Annotated in this window: 20 protein-coding genes; 13 read left to right on the top strand and 7 right to left on the bottom strand. The window is 70.6% G+C overall.

All coding sequences use genetic code 11. The features are described from left to right. On the bottom strand, positions 1-1,470 hold the full coding sequence (locus ACFVRO_RS06055) for a peptide MFS transporter (protein WP_386950331.1): 1,470 nt from the start codon (positions 1,468-1,470) through the stop codon (positions 1-3). Between the two features lie 140 nt (positions 1,471-1,610). Between ACFVRO_RS06055 and ACFVRO_RS06060 the strand changes: the two genes are divergently transcribed. Then, on the top strand, positions 1,611-2,996 hold the full coding sequence (locus ACFVRO_RS06060; RefSeq protein ID WP_386950334.1) for a glycine--tRNA ligase: 1,386 nt from the start codon (positions 1,611-1,613) through the stop codon (positions 2,994-2,996). Between the two features lie 78 nt (positions 2,997-3,074). On the opposite strand, the gene ACFVRO_RS06065 is transcribed toward ACFVRO_RS06060, so the two are convergent. After that, positions 3,075-4,061, bottom strand: a complete 987-nt coding sequence (locus tag ACFVRO_RS06065) for a helix-turn-helix transcriptional regulator (RefSeq protein WP_386950336.1) — start codon at positions 4,059-4,061, stop codon at positions 3,075-3,077. Between the two features lie 69 nt (positions 4,062-4,130). Here ACFVRO_RS06065 and ACFVRO_RS06070 point away from each other — a divergent pair, with 69 nt between their 5' ends. After that, a complete protein-coding gene (locus tag ACFVRO_RS06070; protein ID WP_386950339.1) occupies positions 4,131-5,264 on the top strand; it encodes an epoxide hydrolase family protein in 1,134 nt (377 codons plus the stop codon). Positions 5,265-5,336: 72 nt separating this feature from the next. Here the strand turns inward: ACFVRO_RS06070 and ACFVRO_RS06075 are convergent, their stop codons facing one another. The 4 genes from ACFVRO_RS06075 to ACFVRO_RS06090 form a co-directional block, all read right to left on the bottom strand. Further along, positions 5,337-5,762 carry a DUF1801 domain-containing protein gene (locus tag ACFVRO_RS06075; RefSeq protein WP_386950342.1) on the bottom strand — a complete coding sequence of 142 codons (426 nt, stop codon included), beginning with the start codon at positions 5,760-5,762 and terminating at the stop codon, positions 5,337-5,339. Positions 5,763-5,820: 58 nt separating this feature from the next. Beyond that, positions 5,821-6,408: an HhH-GPD-type base excision DNA repair protein gene (locus ACFVRO_RS06080; RefSeq protein WP_386950344.1), complete on the bottom strand. Its 588-nt coding sequence runs from the start codon at positions 6,406-6,408 to the stop codon at positions 5,821-5,823. 32 nt (positions 6,409-6,440) lie between these two features. Continuing rightward, positions 6,441-6,749: a hypothetical protein gene (locus tag ACFVRO_RS06085; RefSeq protein ID WP_386950346.1), complete on the bottom strand. Its 309-nt coding sequence runs from the start codon at positions 6,747-6,749 to the stop codon at positions 6,441-6,443. A 145-nt stretch (positions 6,750-6,894) separates the two neighbouring features. Then, a complete protein-coding gene (locus ACFVRO_RS06090) occupies positions 6,895-8,190 on the bottom strand; it encodes a glutamyl-tRNA reductase (protein ID WP_386950349.1) in 1,296 nt (431 codons plus the stop codon). 215 nt (positions 8,191-8,405) lie between these two features. Between ACFVRO_RS06090 and hemE the strand changes: the two genes are divergently transcribed. Continuing rightward, positions 8,406-9,428: a uroporphyrinogen decarboxylase gene (hemE, locus tag ACFVRO_RS06095; protein ID WP_386950352.1), complete on the top strand. Its 1,023-nt coding sequence runs from the start codon at positions 8,406-8,408 to the stop codon at positions 9,426-9,428. A 373-nt stretch (positions 9,429-9,801) separates the two neighbouring features. On the opposite strand, the gene ACFVRO_RS06100 is transcribed toward hemE, so the two are convergent. Next, the gene (locus tag ACFVRO_RS06100; protein ID WP_386950355.1) at positions 9,802-10,692 is read right to left on the bottom strand and encodes an NAD(P)H-binding protein; all 891 of its coding nucleotides are present in this window, start codon (positions 10,690-10,692) and stop codon (positions 9,802-9,804) included. A 128-nt stretch (positions 10,693-10,820) separates the two neighbouring features. Between ACFVRO_RS06100 and ACFVRO_RS06105 the strand changes: the two genes are divergently transcribed. From ACFVRO_RS06105 to ACFVRO_RS06150, 10 genes are all read left to right on the top strand, one after another. Further along, positions 10,821-12,335: a protoporphyrinogen/coproporphyrinogen oxidase gene (locus tag ACFVRO_RS06105; RefSeq protein ID WP_386950357.1), complete on the top strand. Its 1,515-nt coding sequence runs from the start codon at positions 10,821-10,823 to the stop codon at positions 12,333-12,335. Between the two features lie 159 nt (positions 12,336-12,494). Next, the gene (locus tag ACFVRO_RS06110; protein ID WP_386950360.1) at positions 12,495-12,917 is read left to right on the top strand and encodes a hypothetical protein; all 423 of its coding nucleotides are present in this window, start codon (positions 12,495-12,497) and stop codon (positions 12,915-12,917) included. A gap of 1 nt (position 12,918) precedes the next feature. Next, positions 12,919-13,326: a phage holin family protein gene (locus tag ACFVRO_RS06115; RefSeq protein WP_105674262.1), complete on the top strand. Its 408-nt coding sequence runs from the start codon at positions 12,919-12,921 to the stop codon at positions 13,324-13,326. Further along, the gene (locus ACFVRO_RS06120; RefSeq protein ID WP_341941124.1) at positions 13,313-13,594 is read left to right on the top strand and encodes a hypothetical protein; all 282 of its coding nucleotides are present in this window, start codon (positions 13,313-13,315) and stop codon (positions 13,592-13,594) included. Before ACFVRO_RS06115 ends, ACFVRO_RS06120 begins: the two co-directional genes overlap by 14 nt. 78 nt (positions 13,595-13,672) lie before the next feature. Continuing rightward, the gene (hemQ, locus tag ACFVRO_RS06125; RefSeq protein WP_386950363.1) at positions 13,673-14,350 is read left to right on the top strand and encodes a hydrogen peroxide-dependent heme synthase; all 678 of its coding nucleotides are present in this window, start codon (positions 13,673-13,675) and stop codon (positions 14,348-14,350) included. An 8-nt stretch (positions 14,351-14,358) separates the two neighbouring features. After that, positions 14,359-15,354 carry a hydroxymethylbilane synthase gene (gene hemC / locus ACFVRO_RS06130; RefSeq protein ID WP_386950366.1) on the top strand — a complete coding sequence of 332 codons (996 nt, stop codon included), beginning with the start codon at positions 14,359-14,361 and terminating at the stop codon, positions 15,352-15,354. Next, complete coding sequence (locus ACFVRO_RS06135; protein ID WP_344013093.1) at positions 15,351-16,142, top strand: uroporphyrinogen-III synthase; 792 nt, start codon at positions 15,351-15,353, stop codon at positions 16,140-16,142. The genes hemC and ACFVRO_RS06135 overlap by 4 nt, the downstream gene beginning before the upstream one ends. Beyond that, on the top strand, positions 16,139-17,116 hold the full coding sequence (gene hemB / locus ACFVRO_RS06140; RefSeq protein WP_386950369.1) for a porphobilinogen synthase: 978 nt from the start codon (positions 16,139-16,141) through the stop codon (positions 17,114-17,116). Before ACFVRO_RS06135 ends, hemB begins: the two co-directional genes overlap by 4 nt. A 29-nt stretch (positions 17,117-17,145) precedes the next feature. Further along, positions 17,146-18,471 carry a glutamate-1-semialdehyde 2,1-aminomutase gene (locus ACFVRO_RS06145; RefSeq protein ID WP_386950372.1) on the top strand — a complete coding sequence of 442 codons (1,326 nt, stop codon included), beginning with the start codon at positions 17,146-17,148 and terminating at the stop codon, positions 18,469-18,471. 178 nt (positions 18,472-18,649) lie between these two features. Further along, positions 18,650-19,099: a hypothetical protein gene (locus ACFVRO_RS06150; protein WP_105674248.1), complete on the top strand. Its 450-nt coding sequence runs from the start codon at positions 18,650-18,652 to the stop codon at positions 19,097-19,099. The last annotated feature ends 52 nt before the right edge of the window (positions 19,100-19,151 follow it).

Consider the following 19,151-nt stretch of genomic DNA (forward strand, 5'->3'; position numbering starts at 1 on the left):
TCAGCTGACACCCTTCATGAGTCGCAGGACGGGCTTCACCGCGAGCAGCAGCCCGAGTCCGACGACGATCGCGATGCCGCCGAGGATCGAGAAGTAGGGCACCTCGTCGCTCGGGTCGTAGAACTGCACGAGCCATCCCGAGATCGCCGTGCCCAGCGCGATCGACAGGAAGAACAGCGCGACCATCTGCGTATGGAACGCCGCGGGCGCGAGCTTGGTGGCCACCGAGAGCCCGACGGGCGAGATCAGCAGCTCCGCGACGGTGAACACGAACAGGATGCCGACGATCGCGAGCAGCGGCGTGGAGTTCTCGCCGCCCCCGGCGAACGGGAGGAACAGCAGGAACGCGGCGCCCATCACGATCGCCCCGAGCGCGAACTTCACGGGCGTGGAGGGCTGGCGGCTGCCGAGGCGCGTCCAGATCACGGCGAAGACGCCGGACAGGATGATGATGAACACCGGGTTGATCGACTGCACCCAGGACACCGGCATCTCCCAGCCGAAGAGCGAGCGGTCGAGCCTCTTGTCGGAGTACACCGTGAGCACCGTGAACTGCTGCTGGTACAGCGACCAGAAGGCGACGCTCGTGACGAAGAGGGGGAGGAACGCCCAGACGCGCGAGCGCTCCGTCCCGTCGACGCGGCGGCTGCCGAGGATCACGGCGAAGTACGCGACCGCGGCGATGATCGTGCCGAAGATCACGATCGTCGCGAGGTTGTCCGGCCGGATCACGCCCGTCAGGACGAGCACGACGACGAGCAGGATGCCGGCGCCGCCGATGATCCACATCAGCGGGTACCGTGAGGCGGGGAGCGGGTTCGGCACGTGCCTGGCCGCGTCGGGGAGCTTCCGGCGCCCGAAGGAGTACTGCACGAGACCGAGGGTCATGCCGATGGCCGCGAGGCCGAAGCCGAAGTGGAAGCCGAGCGACGACTGCAGGATGCCGGTGAGGATCGGGCCCATGAAGGCGCCCAGGTTGATGCCCAGGTAGAACAGGGAGAACCCGGCATCCCGTCGGGGATCCTCCGCGCTGTACAGGCTGCCGACGACCGAGGTGGCGTTCGCCTTGAGCCCGCCGGAGCCGAGCGCGACGAGGACGAGGCCGACCCCCACGCCGAGCACGCCGGGGAGCACGGCGAGGGCGATGTGCCCGGCGACGATGACGATCGCGCTGAGGAACAGCACGCGCTCGGAGCCGAGCAGGCGGTCGGCGACCCAGGCACCGAGGATCGTCGACAGATAGACCGATCCTCCGTAGGCGCCGACGATGCCGCCGGCGACCGCCTCGGGGATGCCGAGACCGCCCTGCGTCACCGAGTAGTACAGGTAGATGAGCAGGATGCCCTGCATGCCGTAGAAGCTGAACCGCTCCCACATCTCCACGCCGAAGATGTGCACCAGCGCCCAGGGCTGGCCGAAGAAGCGGGTGTCCTCACGGCTGTTCTCGCCGGTCTGCTCTGCGGTGCTCATCCCTCGACGGTACTCCGAGCGCGGAAGCGAGTGCACGCCCGAGGCCGCGAACACGTACGGATGGAGCGACGAACACGCACGGATAGAATGGAGTGCCCGTGTTCACGGGCGTCCTCCCGCATCCGACCATTGGAGCCACCGTGGCCGAACAGTCCCGTCTTGACAAGGTCATCGCCCTCGCCCGCCACCGCGGGTTCGTCTTCCAGGCGGGTGAGATCTACGGCGGTTCGCGTTCCGCGTGGGACTACGGACCCCTCGGCACGGAGCTCAAGGAGAACATCCGCCGGCAGTGGTGGCAGACCTTCGTGCGCGGCCGCGGCGACATGGTCGGTCTCGACTCCAGCATCATCCTGCCCAAGCGCGTGTGGGAGGCCTCCGGCCACGTCGCGACCTTCACCGACCCGCTGGTCGAGTGCCTCAGCTGTCACAAGCGCTTCCGTGCCGACAACCTCATCGAGGACTTCGAGGCGCGCAAGGGCCGCAAGGCCGAGAACGGCCTCGCCGACGTGCCCTGCCCGAACTGCGGCACCAAGGGCCAGTACACCGAGCCGAAGGCGTTCTCCGGCCTCGTGAAGACGTACCTCGGCGTCGTCGACGACGAGTCGGGGCTGTACTTCCTGCGCCCCGAGACGGCCCAGGGCATCTTCGTGAACTTCTCCAACGTGCTCACCGCCTCGCGCAAGAAGCCGCCGTTCGGCATCGGCCAGGTCGGCAAGGCGTTCCGCAACGAGATCACCCCCGGCAACTTCATCTTCCGCACGCGGGAGTTCGAGCAGATGGAGATCGAGTACTTCACCCCGCCCGCCGAGGCGCAGGAGTGGTTCGAGCACTGGGTCGAGGCCTGCTGGGACTGGTTCATCGATCTGGGCATCGACGCCGACAACATGCGCCGTTTCGACGTGCCCGAGGAGGACCGCGCGCACTACTCCGCCGGTACCATCGACGTCGAGTACCGCTTCGGTTTCCAGGGCAAGGAGTGGGGCGAGCTCATGGGCGTCGCCAACCGCACCGACTACGACCTGTCGAGCCACAGCGAGGCCTCGGGCTCGTCGCTGTCGTACTTCGACCAGGCGTCCGGCGAGCGGTACACCCCGTACGTCATCGAGCCGTCGTTCGGTCTCACCCGCGCGATGATGGCCTTCCTCGTCGACGCCTACGTCGAAGAGGAGGTGCCGAACGCCAAGGGCGGCACCGACGTGCGCACCGTGCTGCGCCTCGACCCTCGCCTGGCTCCGGTCAAGGTCGCCGTGCTGCCGCTGAGCCGCAACGAGAACCTGTCGCCGCTGGCCCGCGAGGTCGCCGCGACGCTGCGCAGCTCCTGGTCGGTCGACTTCGACGACGCCGGCGCCATCGGCCGCCGCTACCGTCGACAGGACGAGATCGGCACGCCGTTCTGCGTCACGATCGACTTCGACTCCCTCGAGGACCGTGCCGTCACGGTGCGCGACCGCGACACCATGGCGCAGGAGCGCATCTCGATCGATGAGCTGCACCAGTACCTCGCGGAGCGTCTCAAGGGCGCCTGAGCATCCTCGCCGGGGTCGCCGCGACCTCCGTCGTCCTGAGACCCCCGTCTGCGCTCACCGCAGACGGGGGTCTCGTCGTCACGCCGGGGCGTCGACGGCAGGCGGCTTCGGAGAACCCGCGACCGCACGGGCGTAGCGCTCCGAGAGCAGCTGGAGGCGCGGGATCAGCTCCGGCGGACTCTCGACCGTGAAGTCCATCATCAGCATCCCGATGTAGGTCGCGACCGTGTCGAGGCTGTCGGCGCCGGTGACGAGGATGCAGTGGCTGTCGTCGACCGGCTCCACGACGCCGACCGCGGCGTGGATGCGGTCGAGCACCGCCTCGGCCGGCGCGTCGATGCGGAGTCTGGCGTGCACGATCCAGCCGCTCACCGCGATGGTGCGCATCGCGAACGCGGTGTAGTCGCCGCCGGGCAGCGGCTGCGGGGCGAAGCGGCGGTGCGTCGGCATCCGCAGGCGCATCCGGTCGACGCGGTACGTGCTCCACTCGCCCGACTGCGGATCGCGGGCCACGAGGTACCAGCGTCGGTGCCAGGTGAGCAGGCGGTAGGGCTCGACCAGGACTGCCGCATCATCGAGGTCGAAGCGCAGCCACTCCTCGTCGCGGATCGCGCGGGCGATGGCCTGCAGCGCCGCGGCGTCGACCTCGGGGTCGGGAGCATCCGTGTCGTTGTTCTCCGGCGCCCTGTCGACGCTCGACCGCAGCGCATCGACGGTAGGGCGCAGGTGCGAGGGCAGCACCTGCTCGAGCTTGGCCAGCGCGCGGGCGCCGGACTCCGCGACCCCGGCGATCCCGGCTGCCGCGCGCAGCCCCACGGTCACCGCGACGGCCTCCTCGTCGTCGAGCAGCAGCGGGGGGAGCTTGCCGCCGGCGCCGAGCCGGTATCCGCCCAGGGAGCCGCGCGTCGCATCGACGGGATATCCGAGCTCGCGCAGACGATCGATGTCGTGACGGATGGTGCGCGTCGAGACGCCGAGCCGGGAGGCGAGCGTGCGTCCGGAGCGCTCTGGCTCGGCCTGCAGCAGGGCCAGGAGTGCGAGCAGACGGGCGGTCGGATCGGCCACAGAGGTCCTCCGAAAAGAAGTTCTTCTATTAGGAACGAATCCAGCCTAATGCGTTCCTACAGTCGAGATATGGAAAACAACACCCTCTCCCTCAGCCCCTTCACCGTCACCGTCTCCGCCGCCGAGGTGGCCGATCTCCACGACCGGCTCTCCCGCACGCGCCTTCCCCAGCCGTCGCCCACGGACGACTGGGACGCAGGAACCCCCAACTCCTACCTCCGCGACGCCGTCGCCGCCTGGCGGGCGTTCGACTGGGAGGCCGCGCAGGAGCGGATCAACTCCTTCCCGCACTTCACGACCGAGATCGACGGACAGCGCATCCACTTCATCCACGTCCGCTCCGCTCACGAGGGCGCGACCCCGCTCCTCCTCGCGCACACCTACCCCGGCTCCGCCGTCGACTACCTCGAGCTGATCGACCTGCTCGTCGACCCGGTCGCTCACGGCGGACGCGCCGAGGACGCGTTCGACGTCGTCATTCCGGACGCCCCCGGATACGGGTTCTCCCAGCCGCTGTCCGCCGCAGGATGGACGACGGCACGGGTCGCCACGGCCTACGACACGCTCATGCGCGGCCTCGGCTACGACAGCTACGGCATCCACGGCTCGGACAACGGGGCGATGCTCGCCCGTGAGCTCGGCCTGCTGAACCCCGAGGGCTTCCTCGGACTCCACGTGCTGCAACTGTTCTCCTTCCCCTCCGGCGACCCGAGCGAGTTCGAGCGTCTGGAGCCGCAGGACTACGCGGGGCTCGAGCACATGCAGTGGTTCCAGTCGGTCGGCGGCTACAACACCATGAACTCGTCCCGGCCGCAGACGGTGTCGGTCGGCATCAGCGACTCTCCCGTCGGTCTGCTCGCCTACAGCGAGCTGTTCAACTCCTTCGGCAACGGCACCTCCCTCGTGCCGCTGGAGAAGATCCTGCTGGAGGTCAGCGTGAACTGGTTCGCCAACGCGGCATCCGGCATGTCCCGCAGCTACCTGGAGAACGCACGCGCCGAGGCATCGGATGCCGTCAACGCGGCGCCGACCGGAGTCGCGGTGTTCGCCGACGACTTCCAGACGATCCGGGTGTTCGCCGAGCGCGACAACTCGAACATCGTGCACTGGAGCCGCTTCGACGAGGGCGGGCACTTCGCAGCGCTGGAGCGTCCGGAGGTGCTGGCCGGAGACATCCGCGCCTTCTTCGCAGGACTGCGCTGATCCCTCGACCTGACGCCGATACCCCCGCGTAGCCGTTCGGTACGCGGGGGTCTCGGCGTCGGATGCTGTGGCTCAGCCGGTGAGGGTGAGCTGCACCTCGGGGGTGCCGCCCGCCTCGACCCACGCGAGCGAGCGCTCGAGGATGCCGCGGAGCACGTCGAGGTCGATCTGCTCGAGGTCCTTGATGTAGAGGCAGCCGGCGCCGGTCGTGTGCGGTCCGAGCGCGGCGAGGGCCTCGGTGTGCGCGGCGACGCCGTCGAACAGGTAGATCGTTGTCGCGGCCTTGCGCGGAGCGAAGCCGAGCAGTCCGCTGTCGCCCTCCGTGCCGGTCGGGTAGCGGTAGTGACAGGAGCCGAAGCCGATGATCGTGCCCCAGGTCGCAGGTTCCCGCCCGGTGATCTCCTGCATCAGCGCGGTGAGGGTCTCGGCATCCCTCCGGCGGATCGCCGGACTTGACCGCGCGATGAGACCGGCGACGTCGTCGCCCGTCGGCTTCACTTCTCCGCCTCAATGGGCTTCGACGCGCTTCGCTTGCTCAACCTTGCCGCGGCACGCATCAACGCTCCTCCGTCGCATTGCTCCGTGCCGCGGCAACCCTCATCGCCTTCTTGTGCTCGCGGACCTTCGTCAGCGACTCGGGCGAGACGATGTCGGCGACGCTGCGGTACGAGCCCTCCTCACCGTACGGAGCCGACGCCTCGCGCCAGCCTTCGCCGGTGAAGCCGTACTGCTTGCCGAGCAGGGCGAGGAAGATCTTCGCCTTCTGCTCGCCGAAGCCCGGCAGAGTCTTCAGGCGCTTCAGCACCTCGGCGCCCGAAGGGTCTCCCTCGGTCCACAGGGCGGCGGCGTCGCCGCCCCAGTGGTCCACGAGCTCCTGGCACAGGGTCTGCACGCGTGCGGCCATCGAACCGGGGAACCGGTGCACGGCGGGCGTCTGCTTGAACGCCTCGAGGAACTCGTCGGGGTTCAGGTGCGCGATGGCGGCGGCATCCGTCGCCCCCGTGCGCTGCTCGATCTTGAGGGGGCCGGCGAACGCGGTCTCCATCGGAACCTGCTGGTCCAGCAGCATCCCGACCAGCAGGGCCAGGGGGCTCTCGGTGAGCAGGGTGTCGGCGGCGGTGTCTCCGGTGATGTGAAGGGCCATGAACCCATCATCCCTCACAGCGGCCGGCGTGGTCAGAGCCGCTGCAGTCGGGGCAGCGGGCCTTCGAGTCGCGCGATGGAGAGCTTCAGGTCGCTCAGCTGGCTCTCCAGCTCCTGGAATCGAGCGTCGACCTTCTCGAACCGCGCGTCGACCTTCTCGAACCGCGCGTCGACCTTCTCGAACCGTTCATCGATCCTGTCGAACCGCAGGTCGATCTTCTCGAACCGCGCTTCCAGCTCTCGCGACTGTCGCGCGAGCAGTCCGGCCACTCCGCCGAGCACCGTCAGGGTGAAGGCGAAGAGAGCGATGATCGTTCCGATCACGTCCGGGGACACGAGCATCCTCCCATCCTGCGCCGATGACGCGGCGCTGTCACGCATCCGACCGTAGGACCGGCAGGGGTGGGGGAGGAGCGGCGGGTGCCGGGAGGCAGCGACTCTGTGGAGAACCAGTGCTCTCCCGGTTCCTGTGGAGAGCAGGTGGAGCTCAGGCGCTCGCCGCGTCGGCGATGTCGTCCTGCGCCGGCTCGATGCCGTACAGGGAGGCGAGAGCCGACGTGAACTCGTCGGCCTTGCCCGATGCGGCGAGCTCGTGGGCGCGCACGGTCGGCGTGTGCAGCAGCACCCCGGCGAGATGGCGCAGCGCCTGCTCGACCCTGCCGTCCTCGTCGCCGCGGGCGCGCGCTCGGTCGATCTCGGTGTCGAGCAGGGAGAAGATGTGCGAGCGGAGGGCGACGACCGCCGGAGTCACGCTCTGACGGGAGCCCACGACGTGGAAGGTCTCCGCCGCCTCGCGGACGACGCTGCGCGCGGCATCCGTCGCCTGCAGCTCCTCGAGAGGGGCGTGCAGGCGGATGGTCTCGAGGTCGAGCAGGGCGACGCCCTCGAGCGTCGCGACGGCGGGGTCGACGTTGCGCGGCATGCCGAGGTCGACCACGAGCCGGCTGTGCGAGCCGACAGGGCATCCGATCGCGGCGGCGCCGACCGGCAGCTGCAGGTGCTCGGGGCCGAGGACGGGCTCCGTCGCGGTCGTGCAGGTGATGAGGAGGCTGGAGCGTGCGGCCGTGCGCGCGTAGTCGTCGGCCGACACGGCGCGGATGCCGTGCTTCGCGGCGAAGATCTCGGCGCGCCCCGACGGCGAGTAGACGGAGATGTTCTCGGCGCCGCGCTCGCGGAGCGTGGCCAGGGTGACGGCGGCGTAGGCGCCGGTGCCGACGAGCAGCACGCGCTCGGCCGACCAATCGGCGATTCGGCTGTCGGCGAGCTCCAGAGCGAGGCGGACGAGCGAGCGCCCTGCACGGCCCAGGGCGGTGACGTTCTTGACCTTGCGCTGAGCCTGGCTGGCGCGCTGGAACAGGCGCTCGAGCTCGGGAGAGGTCGTGCCGTCCTTGCGGGCGGACTTCAGCGCGCGGCGGACCTGGCCGGCGATCTCGCCCTCGCCGGACACGACGGATTCGAGCCCGGATGCCACGGAGAAGAGGTGCTCGGCGACGCGTCGGCCCGAGTGCACGGCGTAGGCGCCGTCGAGCTCGGAGGCGGGAACACCGGTCGCGGACTCGACCGCTTCCAGCACGGCTTCGACGCCGACGGCGCCGGCCGCGGTGACCGGCTCGTCGATCTCCACGTACGCCTCGAACCGGTTGCACGTCGCGAGAACGACCGCACCCTGCACGCACGGCGTCAGCCCCACGAGGGTGGGTGCGACGTCGTCGGGGGTGCGGCTCAGGCGTTCGAGCAGGTCGAAGGAGGCGGTCTTGTGACTCGCCGTCACACACAGCAGCACACGACGATTCTACCCGAGCCGCGGTGGGCCGGGTTCGGCGGTCCTTTCGCGGCTCTCGGACGGGTCGCGCCAGAACTCCGGAGAACCGTCCGCCCGTACGCCGGACATCACCGGGTGGGCGGGGGATCATGCGCCCACCCGGGCCGGCGCGGCCCCGGATCTCCGGAGTTCTGGAGCGCAGCCGGCCCATAGACCCCGGATGGGAGGATGGACGCATGGCCCTCTCTGACGCTCCGCTGCTGCGCGCCCTCGCCGGACACCGACCCGAGCAGACCCCGGTCTGGTTCATGCGACAGGCGGGCCGTTCCCTGCCCGAGTACCGCGATCTCCGCGTCGGCACGAGGATGCTCGACGCCTGCCTCACTCCGGAGCTCGCGGCGGAGATCACGCTGCAGCCGGTGCGCAGGCACGGCGTCGACGCGGCGGTCTTCTTCAGCGACATCGTCATCCCGCTGCGCCTCGCCGGCGTCGAGGTGGAGATCGAGCCTGGGCGCGGCCCGGTGTTCGCAAACCCCGTGCGGACCGCGGCCGACGTCGAGCGGATCACCGCGATCGACCCCGCCGACCTCGACGGATCCGCCATCGCCGCCGCCGTGGGGATCGTCACGGACGAGCTCGGCGACACCCCGCTGATCGGGTTCGCGGGAGCCCCGTTCACCCTCGCCGCCTACCTCGTGGAGGGAGGGCCGTCGAAGGAGCACCTGCGCGCTCGGGCGATGATACACGCCGACCCCGAGTCCTGGAACCGCCTCGCCGGCTGGCTCGCCCGTGTCTCGCGCCGTTTCCTGGAGATCCAGAGGGATGCCGGAGCCTCCGTCGTCCAGCTGTTCGACTCGTGGGCGGGGTCGCTCAGCCCGGCGGACTACCGTGCCTTCGTCGCTCCGCACTCGCACGCGGCGCTGGCCGGCATCGGCATCCCGACCATCCACTTCGGCGTCGGCACCGGTCCGTTCCTCGCCGACATGCGCCTGGGCGGCATCGCCGACGGCGTAGGAGTCGACTGGCGCCAGCCGCTCGACGAAGCCGCGGCGATCCTCGGCGACGGCGTCACCGTGCAGGGCAACATCGACCCCGCGCTGCTGAGCGCCCCGTGGCCGGTGCTGGAGGCGCACGTGCGGGAGGTCCTCGAGCGGGGCCGCGCGGCCCGCGCGCACATCCTCAACCTCGGTCACGGCGTGCCTCCGGAGACGGATCCCGACCAGCTCACCCGCATTGTCGAACTGGTGCACGCGGTCTGAGGGGCTCTGCCCGAGCTGACCGCGCGTCTCCCGGTGCGCCTAGGCGCGGAGCGCCTCGCACGTTCGGGAGGAGTTCGCACGTTCGGGAGCACCTCGCGCGTTCGGGAGGAGTTCGCACGTTCGGGAGCACCTCGCACGTTCGGGAGGAGTTCGCACGCTCGGGAGGAGACCTGCGCGTAATTCCTCAGCCCGAACGTGTTTTCTCCTCCCGAACGGCGGAGCGGCGGGGGTCGGCACGGCGGAGCGGCGGGGGATGAGAACGGCGGCGCGACAGAGGTTCAGCACGGCGGAGCGGCGGGGGACCGGAACGGCGGCGCGACAGAGGTTCAGCACGGCCACGCGACGGGGGATCGGCACGGCGGCGTGACGGGGATCAGCGGCGGCGGGGGAGTGCGATCCTCAGGTCGCTCAGCCCGAACCGGCCCTCCGGGAGCGCGGCGCGGATCCGCTCGTCGGTGAACCCGCGTGACGGACGGATGCCCACGGGCGGCTCCGGTGCCGGCGGGGCGGCCCCGCTCACGCCCTCGGCGAGCATCCGGGCCTGCGCTCTCGCCACGAGCGGCACGACCATGAGCCGCTCCGTGATCCGCGCGAGGAGGCGGATGGTCCACACCGGCACGGGGAGGTAGGCGGGTCTGCGACCGGCGACGCGGGCGATGCGGCGGATCGCCTCGCCCAGAGTCACCTCGTCGACTCCCATCACGGCGACCGTGGGGTCGGGGATGCGGCCCTCGAGGGCGGCGAGGAGCACCTCGACCGCGTCGTCCACGGGGACGGGTCGTGCGGTGCGCTCGCGGAAGCCCACGGTCCAGAAGAACGGCAGCGTCCGCACGGCTTTCGTGACGTGGTCGACCATGTGGTCGCCGGGTCCGTAGATCATGCCGGACTTGAGGATCGTGTGCGGGATGCCGGAACCGCGCACGATCTCCTCGGCCTCCCACTTCGACTCGTGATAGCCGGAGCCGCAGTCGGCGCGCGCCCGCAGGAAGCTGACCATCACGATGCGGCCGACCCCTGCTCGCCGCGCGGCCTCGACGACCGCGCGGGTCCCCTCGACGTGCACGCGGCGGAAGGTCTGGTCGCCCAGCTCGCGATTGATGCCCGCGCAGTGCGCGACGGCGTCGCACCCGCGGAACGCCTCGGTGAGCGCGTCGACGTCGGTGACGTCGACGCCGTTGCGACGCGAGACGACGACCGCGTCGTCGAGGCGTGCGGCGAGGTTCCTCCCGACGAAGCCGGTGCCTCCGGTGATGGCGACGCGCATCTTCACTCCTTCGCTTGTTAGCTATCTGGCTAAACAGTAGCCATCACGCGTCCGGACGGCAAGTGGGAACGGTTTCCGACGGGCGGCCCGCTCTCGTGAGGCGCTCGCGATGAGCGAGGATGGAAGGCATGACCGCACGCCCTGAAGACCTCGCCGCCCTCGCCGCAGAGAAGCATGTCATCGTGATCGGCGGCGGCATCGGCGGGCTGATCGCGGCGCGCGAGTGCGTGAAGGTCGGCATGCGCGTGACGGTGCTGGAGGCGGCGGATGCCGCCGGCGGCGCGATCCGTCGTGCTGACCTGGGCGGCATCGCGGTCGACGCCGGCGCGGAGAGCTTCGCGACGAGGGGCGGGCACGTCAGGGCGCTGCTCGACGACCTCGGCCTCGCCGACCACATCGTCGCCCCCGCAGCGGGCGGGGCCTGGCTCGCCGGCATCCCCGGTGTGGGAGCGGCGGCGCTGCCGGTCGGCGGCATCCTCGGCATCCCCGCGAACCCGTTCCAGGACGACGTGCGCCGCATCATCGGCTGGTCCGGCGTCTGGCGCGCCTACCTCGACCGCGTGCGCCCGCCGCTGACGATCGGCCACAAGCACAGCCTCGGCAAGCTGGTCTCCTCCCGCATGGGCGCGAAGGTGCGCGACCGCCTCGTTGCCCCGGTGACGACAGGGGTGTACTCGGCGCTCCCCGAAGACGTCGACGTCGACATCGCCGCCCCCGGTCTCAACGCCGCGCTCACCAGCGTCGGCTCGCTCTCGGGTGCCGTGCAGGCGCTGCGCGACGAGAGCGCCGCCCGTTCGGCGAAAGCGCCGGGGTCCGCGGTCGAGGGACTCGACGGCGGCATGTCAGGGCTGGTCGATGCGCTCGTCGCCGACATCGAGAGCCTCGGCGGGGTTGTCCGCACCCGCGCGGAGGTCTCCGGCGTCTCCCGGTCGGACGCGACGTGGACGGTGACGGCCGAGATCCCCGCGGCAGCCGCTGCGGCGCCCGCCGTCCCCGCCGACGACACGAACGAGGAGCCGACCTCCGAGGAGCTCGTCCTCACCGCGGATGCCGTGATCGTCGCGACCCCGGAGGCGACGGCCCGTGAGCTCCTCGCGTCCTCGGCTCCCGCGCTCTCGCGCACCGACGCGGCGACCGCCCCCGAGATCGAGATCGTGACCCTGCTGCTCGATGCCGCAGAGCTCGCCTCCGCGCCGCGGGGCACCGGGGTGCTGACGGTGCCGGGCTCGCACACCGCGAAGGCGCTCACCCACTCGAGTGCGAAGTGGCGGTGGGTGCGTGAGGCGGCCGGCGAGCGGCAGGTCGTGCGGGTGTCGTTCGGCGCCCAGGGCGAGGCCGCGGCGACGTCGGCGCTGGACGACGCGGATGCGGCGAGGCTCGCGCTGCGCGAGGCATCCGCCCTTCTCGGTGTCGCCCTGGACGAGAGCGCCCTCGTGGCCTCGCACCGTGCCCGGTTCGTGCAGTCGCAGCCGGCGTCGATCATCGGATCGGGCGATCGTCGTGCGGCCGCGCGTGCGGCCGTGCAGGCCGTGCCCGGCCTCGCCGCCGTCGGTGCGTGGCTCGCGGGAACCGGCCTCGCCCAGGTGATCCCCGATGCGAAGGAGGAGGCCGACCGCCTCCGCCGCGCGCTGCTGTGGGGCTGATCGCCCTCCGATGAGGACGTCTTTCGTCATCTGCTTGTCAACCCCCTCACGTGTAGATGCCGAAATCGGCATATGGGGTTACGCTGGGTACCTGGTCGGCGGTTCCGAATCGCCGGTTCGCCTCAGGCGTCCACACCGGAACTACGTAGAGGAGACCCCATGAAGGGGAAGATCGGACTCGTCGTCGGACTCGGCGTCGGATACGTCCTCGGCACGCGAGCCGGGCGCGAGCGCTACGAGCAGATCAAGACGCAGTGGCTCAAGGTCTGGCACCTCGACCCCGTCCAGGAGCAGGTCACGAAGGTCAAGTCCTACGTGGGCGACAAGGCTGCGGCCGTCCCCGGCGCGATCTGGACCGGCGTCGTCAAGATCGCGAAGTCGGCCAGCGGCAACGGCACCCCCGGCCAGCGGCTCGACTCGGCGATCGCCACCGGCAAGGACGCGGCAGACGACCTCGCCAAGGCGACGGAGGATGCGGTGGCCGAGGCCAAGCGCCGAGCGGAGCACGACGCGAAGAGCGCGACAGTGAAGAAGCCTGCCGCGGCGAAGAAGCCCGCGGCTCCGAAGAAGGCCGACGACTGACATGCCCCGCGGATATCGGGATCGTGCGGACGACAGCCTGCTGACCCTCATCGGCGACCTCCCCGACCTGGTCACGAACCTCGTCAAGGCCGAGATCGACGCGGCCAAGGCGTGGGTCGCGAAGACCTCGAAGGATGCCGGCATCGGCTCCGTGTGGTTCCTGGTCGCCCTGTTCTTCCTGTTCTGGGCCGTGCCCGTGGTCCTGGTGTTCGCCATCGCCGGGCTCTCGTCCTGGTGGCCGGTCTGGCTCTCGGCCATCGCCGTGTTCGGCATCCTGATCCTGGCCGTGCTGTTCTTCGCACTGCTCGGCATCCTGAAGTTCCGCAAGGTGCTGGCGCGGGAGAACCCTGCTCAGGCGGTGGCCGCCGACATCAAGATCGCGAAGGGCTCAGGCGATGACGAACTCTGACAGCACCGGCTCGCTGCCGAAGACCGCGGTCCCGGCCGGCATCGTCGACCCTGTGGCCTCGGCGAGGGCCGAGCTCAAGGCGGCGCTCGCCGCGATCGAGGTCAAGGGCAACTTCCCCCGGCGCATCGAGAAGGCCTCCGTGCGCGCAGCGGCGAAGGCGCGGCGATTCGCCGACCGCAACCCGGTCGGGGCGATCGCGGGCGCAGTCGCCCTGGCCGCCGTCGCGGGCAGCCTCGTGTGGGTCATCGCGCGCGCAGCCTCGCGCTGAGCATCCTTCCCCGCGCCGACGGGGGTCGGGTTCCTCCGCGGGTTCGCACCCGTCCCGCAAAGGGGGCAGACTGGGTGCATGTCCGAAGAGCGCGAAGAGAACCCGTCCGGCTTCACCCTCTGGGCGGTCTGGCGACGCAATCCCGACGTCCCGGTGACCGAATCCGACTCCACTGAGCTCGAGACGATCATCTCGTACATCGAAGACTCCGGCGTGACCGTGCGGGGCTTCTACGACGTCTCCGGCCTCAAGGCCGACGCCGACCTGATGGTGTGGCTCCACGGCGACACCGCCGAAGACCTGCAGAAGGCGCTGCGTCGTCTTCGTCGCACCGAACTGCTGCGCACCCTCCTGCCCGTGTGGAACGTCATGGGCGTGCACCGCGACGCCGAGTTCAACCGCCAGCACGTGCCCGGGTTCCTCCGCGGCATCGAGCCCAAGGACTGGCTCTGCCTCTACCCGTTCGTGCGTACCCCGGAGTGGTACCTCGCCCCGGAGGAGGAGCGCCGGAAGATGCTCGCCGATCACGGCCGCAAGGGCGCCGCGTTCACCGGCGTCATCGCGAACACGGTCGCCGCGTTCGCCCTCGGCGACTACGAGTGGCTCCTTCCCCTCGAGGCCGACGACGTCACCGAGCTCGTCGACCTGATGCGCGACCTGCGCTACACCGACGCGCGTCTGTACGTGAAGGAGGAGGTGCCCTTCTACACGGGGCGCCGACTGCGGTTCGATGAGATCGCGGACGTGCTGCAGTAGGCCCCGCCATGAGCATCCCGATCAGGTTGGGCACCCGCCGCAGCGCGCTCGCGCAGGCGCAGTCCGGTCATGTCGCCGCCGCCCTCGAGAAGGTCGCCGGCCGTCCCGTCGAGCTCGTTCCGATCACCAGCGAGGGCGACACCAACCGTGCGTCCCTGTCGGAGATCGGCGGCCAGGGCATCTTCGCCACCCGTCTTCGTGAGGCTCTCCTCGCCGGAGAGTGCGATCTCCTCGTGCACTCGCTGAAGGACCTGCCCACGGCGATCCCCGAGGGCCTCGTCATCGCCGCCACGCCGGTGCGCGAGGACGCCCGCGACGTCGCGATCACGCGCGACGGCATCCCCCTGCACGAGCTGCCGCCGGGAAGCCTCATCGGCACGGGGTCCCCGCGTCGCATCGCGCAGGTGCGACGGCGGGCCCCGCGCGCCAGGGTGGTCGACATCCGCGGCAACGTCGACTCGCGTCTGCAGCGTGTGGCGACGGAGGAGCTGGATGCCGTCATCCTCGCCGCCGCCGGCCTGTCGCGCCTCGGGGCGGATTCGCCCCTGCGGCGCGAGGAGCTCGGTCTCGCCGAGTGGCCGACCGCCCCCGGGCAGGGGTCGCTCGCCGTCGAGACGCGTACGGATGCCGCTCCCGCGCTGCTCGCGGCGCTCGCGGAGCTGGACGACGAGGCGACCCGTGTGGCGGTCACCGTCGAACGTGCGATCCTCGAAGGGCTGGACGCCGGATGCCAGGCGCCGATGGCCGCCCACGCGGTCGTCTCCGGCGCCTCGGTGCGCGTCAGAACGGTCGTCTACGCGGCCGACGGAGGCAGGAGAATCGGCCTCGACGTCACGGAAGACCTGAACGGGGAGTATATTCATCGGAACGGCAGTGGCAATGGAGCGGATGCTGCCGATGGTGCAGACCCGATGCACGCAGCGCGCGAGCTCGGGTTGACTGTTGCCCGTCGGCTGCTCGATCAAGGGGCGGCTGACCTCGTCTCCCGAGAGCATTCCTCATGACTGATTCAAAGCAGGACCGACCGCTGGACGGCTGGCGCATCCTCGTACCCCGCGGCGGACCGTGGGGCGACGGCGTCGCCGCGAGTCTGCGTTCCCAGGGCGCGGTGCCCGTCGTCGCGCCCCTCATCAACTTCGCCCCCACGACCGACCAGGCCGCGCTCGACGTGGCGCTGGAGCAGCTGGCAGCGGGTGCGTACGACTGGCTGACGATCACGAGCGCGACGACCGTCGACGTGATGTTCGCGCATCGCGCCGTCGTCCCCCGCACCACGAGGATCGCCGCGGTCGGCGAGACCACCGCTGCGGCTCTGCAGGCCGTGGGTTACGAGGTCGCGCTGGTGCCCGACGAGGACAACTCGGCCGAGGGCATGGCCGAGCAGCTGATCGGGCTGGAGACGGAGCCCCGTCGCATCCTGGCGCTGCGCAGCGAGATCGCGAAGCCGGTGCTGAGCAAGCTGCTGGAGAAGGCCGGGCACGACGTCGACAGCGTGGTGGCCTATCGCACCGTCGGAGTCCCTGTGACCGATCGCATCATGCGCGATGTGCAGAACGGCCGCATCAACGCGATCCTGATCACCAGCGGCTCCGTCGCTCAGCAGGTGCGCGAGCAGTTCCCCGACATCCCCGACGAGACGCTGCTGGCCGCGATCGGGCCCCGTACCGCCCGCGACGCCCGCAAGGCGGGGCTGCCGATCACGGTGGTCGCCGACCGGCAGACGGTGGATGCTCTCATCGACGCGGTGTCGCACTTCACGCTTCCGCACGCGGCCGACGAGTTCGCGCCGTGAGCTTCCCCGAGACCCGCCTCCGTCGGCTGAGGCAGTCGCCCGCCGTGCGTGATCTCGTGCGCGAGACCTCTCTCGAACCGCGTCAGCTCGTGCTGCCGCTGTTCGTCAGGGAGGGCATCGCCGAGGCCTCGCCGATCGGCTCCATGCCCGGCGTCCTGCAGCACTCCCTCGACTCCCTGCGGGCGGCCGCAGTGGACGCGGCCGAGGCCGGAGTCGGCGGAGTGATGCTGTTCGGCGTGCCCGCGGTGCGCGATGCACGCGGCTCGGGGGCCGACGATCCCGCCGGCATCCTGAACGTCGCGACCGAGGCGCTGGCCGCCGAGGTGGGCGACGCCCTCGTGGTGCAGACCGATCTGTGTCTCGACGAGTTCACCGACCATGGCCACTGCGGCGTGCTCGCGGCTGACGGCTCCGTGGACAACGACGCGACCCTGGAGCGGTACACCGCGATGGCGCTCGCGCAGGCGCGAGCCGGCTCCCAGCTGCTCGGACTGTCGGGGATGATGGACGGCCAGGTCGCCGTCATCCGCGCGGCGCTCGACGCCGAGGGCTTCCACTCGACGCTGCTGCTCGCCTACGCCGCGAAGTACGCGAGCGCGTTCTACGGGCCGTTCCGCGAGGCCGTGGACTCTCAGCTCACCGGCGATCGCCGCACCTACCAGCTCGACCCCGGTAACCGCAGGGAGGGCGTGCGCGAGGCCGTCGTCGACGAGGCCGAGGGCGCGGACATCGTCATGGTGAAGCCCGCCATGTCCTTCCTCGACGTGCTCAGGGAGGTGCGCGACACCGTGCATATTCCGGTCTGGGCATATCAGGTGTCCGGCGAGTACGCGATGATCGAGGCCGCCGCCGCGAACGGCTGGATCGATCGTCGGGCCGCCGTGCTGGAGTCGCTGCTGTCGATCCGCCGCGCCGGAGCCGACGCCGTGCTGACCTACTGGGCGACCGAGGCCGCGCGCTGGCTGCGCGGCTGATCGCCCCTTCGCCATCCGGAGGAGTTCTCATGACCGACCGCAATGACGATCTGTTCGCCGCCGCCCGCGCGGTGACCCCCGGCGGAGTGAACTCTCCCGTGCGGGCCTATGGCTCGGTGGGGGGCACTCCACGCTTCCTGGCCTCGGCCAAGGGGGCGAGGGTGACGGATGCCGCCGGCATCGAGTACGTCGACCTCGTCGCCTCGTGGGGGCCCGCTCTGCTCGGTCACGCGCACCCGGAGGTCGTCGCGGCGGTGCAGGAGGCCGCGACGCGCGGTCTGTCGTTCGGCGCCCCGACGGAGGGCGAGGTGGAGCTCGCGACGCTGATCGCCGACCGTGTGCGGTTCGCCGAGGCGCGCCCGGTCGAGCGCGTCCGTCTCGTGTCGACGGGCACCGAGGCGACGATGACCGCGATCCGCCTGGCGCGAGGCGCGACCGGTCGCGACCTGCTCGTGAAGTTCGCCGGCCACTATCACGGCCACTCCGACGGACTGCTGGCGGAGGCCGGATCGGGGATCGCGACGCTCGCGCTCCCCGGATCCGCGGGCGTCCCCGCCCCGATCGCCGCGCAGACGCTCGTCATCGGCTACAACGATCCCGACGCGCTGGCGGCGGTCTTCGCCGAGCACGGCGACCGCATCGCGGCCGTGATCGTCGAGGCGTCGGCCGCCAACATGGGCGTAGTGGCGCCGGTTCCCGGGTTCAACCGCCTGATCGCCGACACCGCGCACGAGCACGGCGCCCTGATGATCCTCGACGAGGTGCTCACCGGATTCCGCGTGCACCCCGCGGGTTTCTGGGGCCTGCAGGCCGCGGCGGGCGAGGACTACCTCCCCGACATCATCACCTTCGGCAAGGTCGTCGGCGGGGGGATGCCGCTGGCGGCCCTCGGCGGACGCGCCGAGATCATGGACCTCCTCGCGCCCCTCGGTCCGGTGTACCAGGCCGGGACGCTGTCGGGGAACCCGCTCTCGGTCGCCGCGGGGCTCGCGACGCTGCGCCTGGCGACGCCGGAGGTGTACGAGACGGTGGACGCGGCATCCGCTCGCCTGGTCGCGGCTCTCGAGGGCGCGCTGACGGAGGCCGGGGTCACCCACTCCGTGGCGAAGGCGGGGAACCTGTTCAACGCCTCGTTCCGAGCTTCGGCGCCGCGCGACTACGCGGAGGCCCAGGCGCAGGAGTCGTTCCGGTACGCGCCGTTCTTCCACTCCATGCGCGAGCAGGGAGTGGCGCTCCCGCCGAGCGTGTTCGAGGCCTGGTTCCTCACCGCCGCTCACGGCGACGAGGAGCTCGATCTCATCGAGCAGGCGCTCCCGGCCGCGGCTGCGGCGGCGGCTCACGCGACGCGCTCCTGACGACTGCCCCCTCCGCGCGCCTCGGCGGTCTCCGGACCCCCCGAGACTCGAGTATGGTACATATATTCGAATCTCGACGTGCGGGAAGGGGAGAAGTGGATCAACACGACAAGGGATCGTTGCGTTCCTGTGAGCAAGACCCAGACAACTGGGGGGATGCCGCTGGCAGACTGGTGGCATGGTGACGTTGCTGCTGGACCAGACGCAACTCGAGATCGTGCTCTCGCCGATCGAGCGCGCCGCGAGCTTCCACCGCGACAACATCCGCATCGAGCGCGAGACCATCGCCAAGGTGCAGCTCACCGATGACGCGTGGACGTGGCTCCGTGGAGTGCCGAACCCCGGCACGCACATCCCGGGAGTGCTCGCCGCAGGAACCTGGAAGACCGCGGGCAGCCTCGACTTCGTCCTGATCCGCAGGCGGCGACCGAGCGTCGTCATCGATCTCGACGGAGACCACGAGTACCGCCGGCTCATCCTGACGACGAGCCACGGTCTCGCGCTGACCCAGGCGCTCCGTCTGGACGTGTCCGACGAGCCCGCCGACGTCGAGGAGATCGTCGCCACCGCTCCGGTCCCGGTGTCCAAGGGGAGCCGCCGTCCCGTGATCCGTCCGCGGCCCGCCTGACCTCGTCAGAGACTCCGCTTCACACGACGAACCCCTCCGTGCCCGCAGGCAG

The sequence above is a fragment of the Microbacterium sp. NPDC057944 genome (assembly GCF_042887445.1).
GTDB lineage: Bacteria > Actinomycetota > Actinomycetes > Actinomycetales > Microbacteriaceae > Microbacterium > Microbacterium natoriense.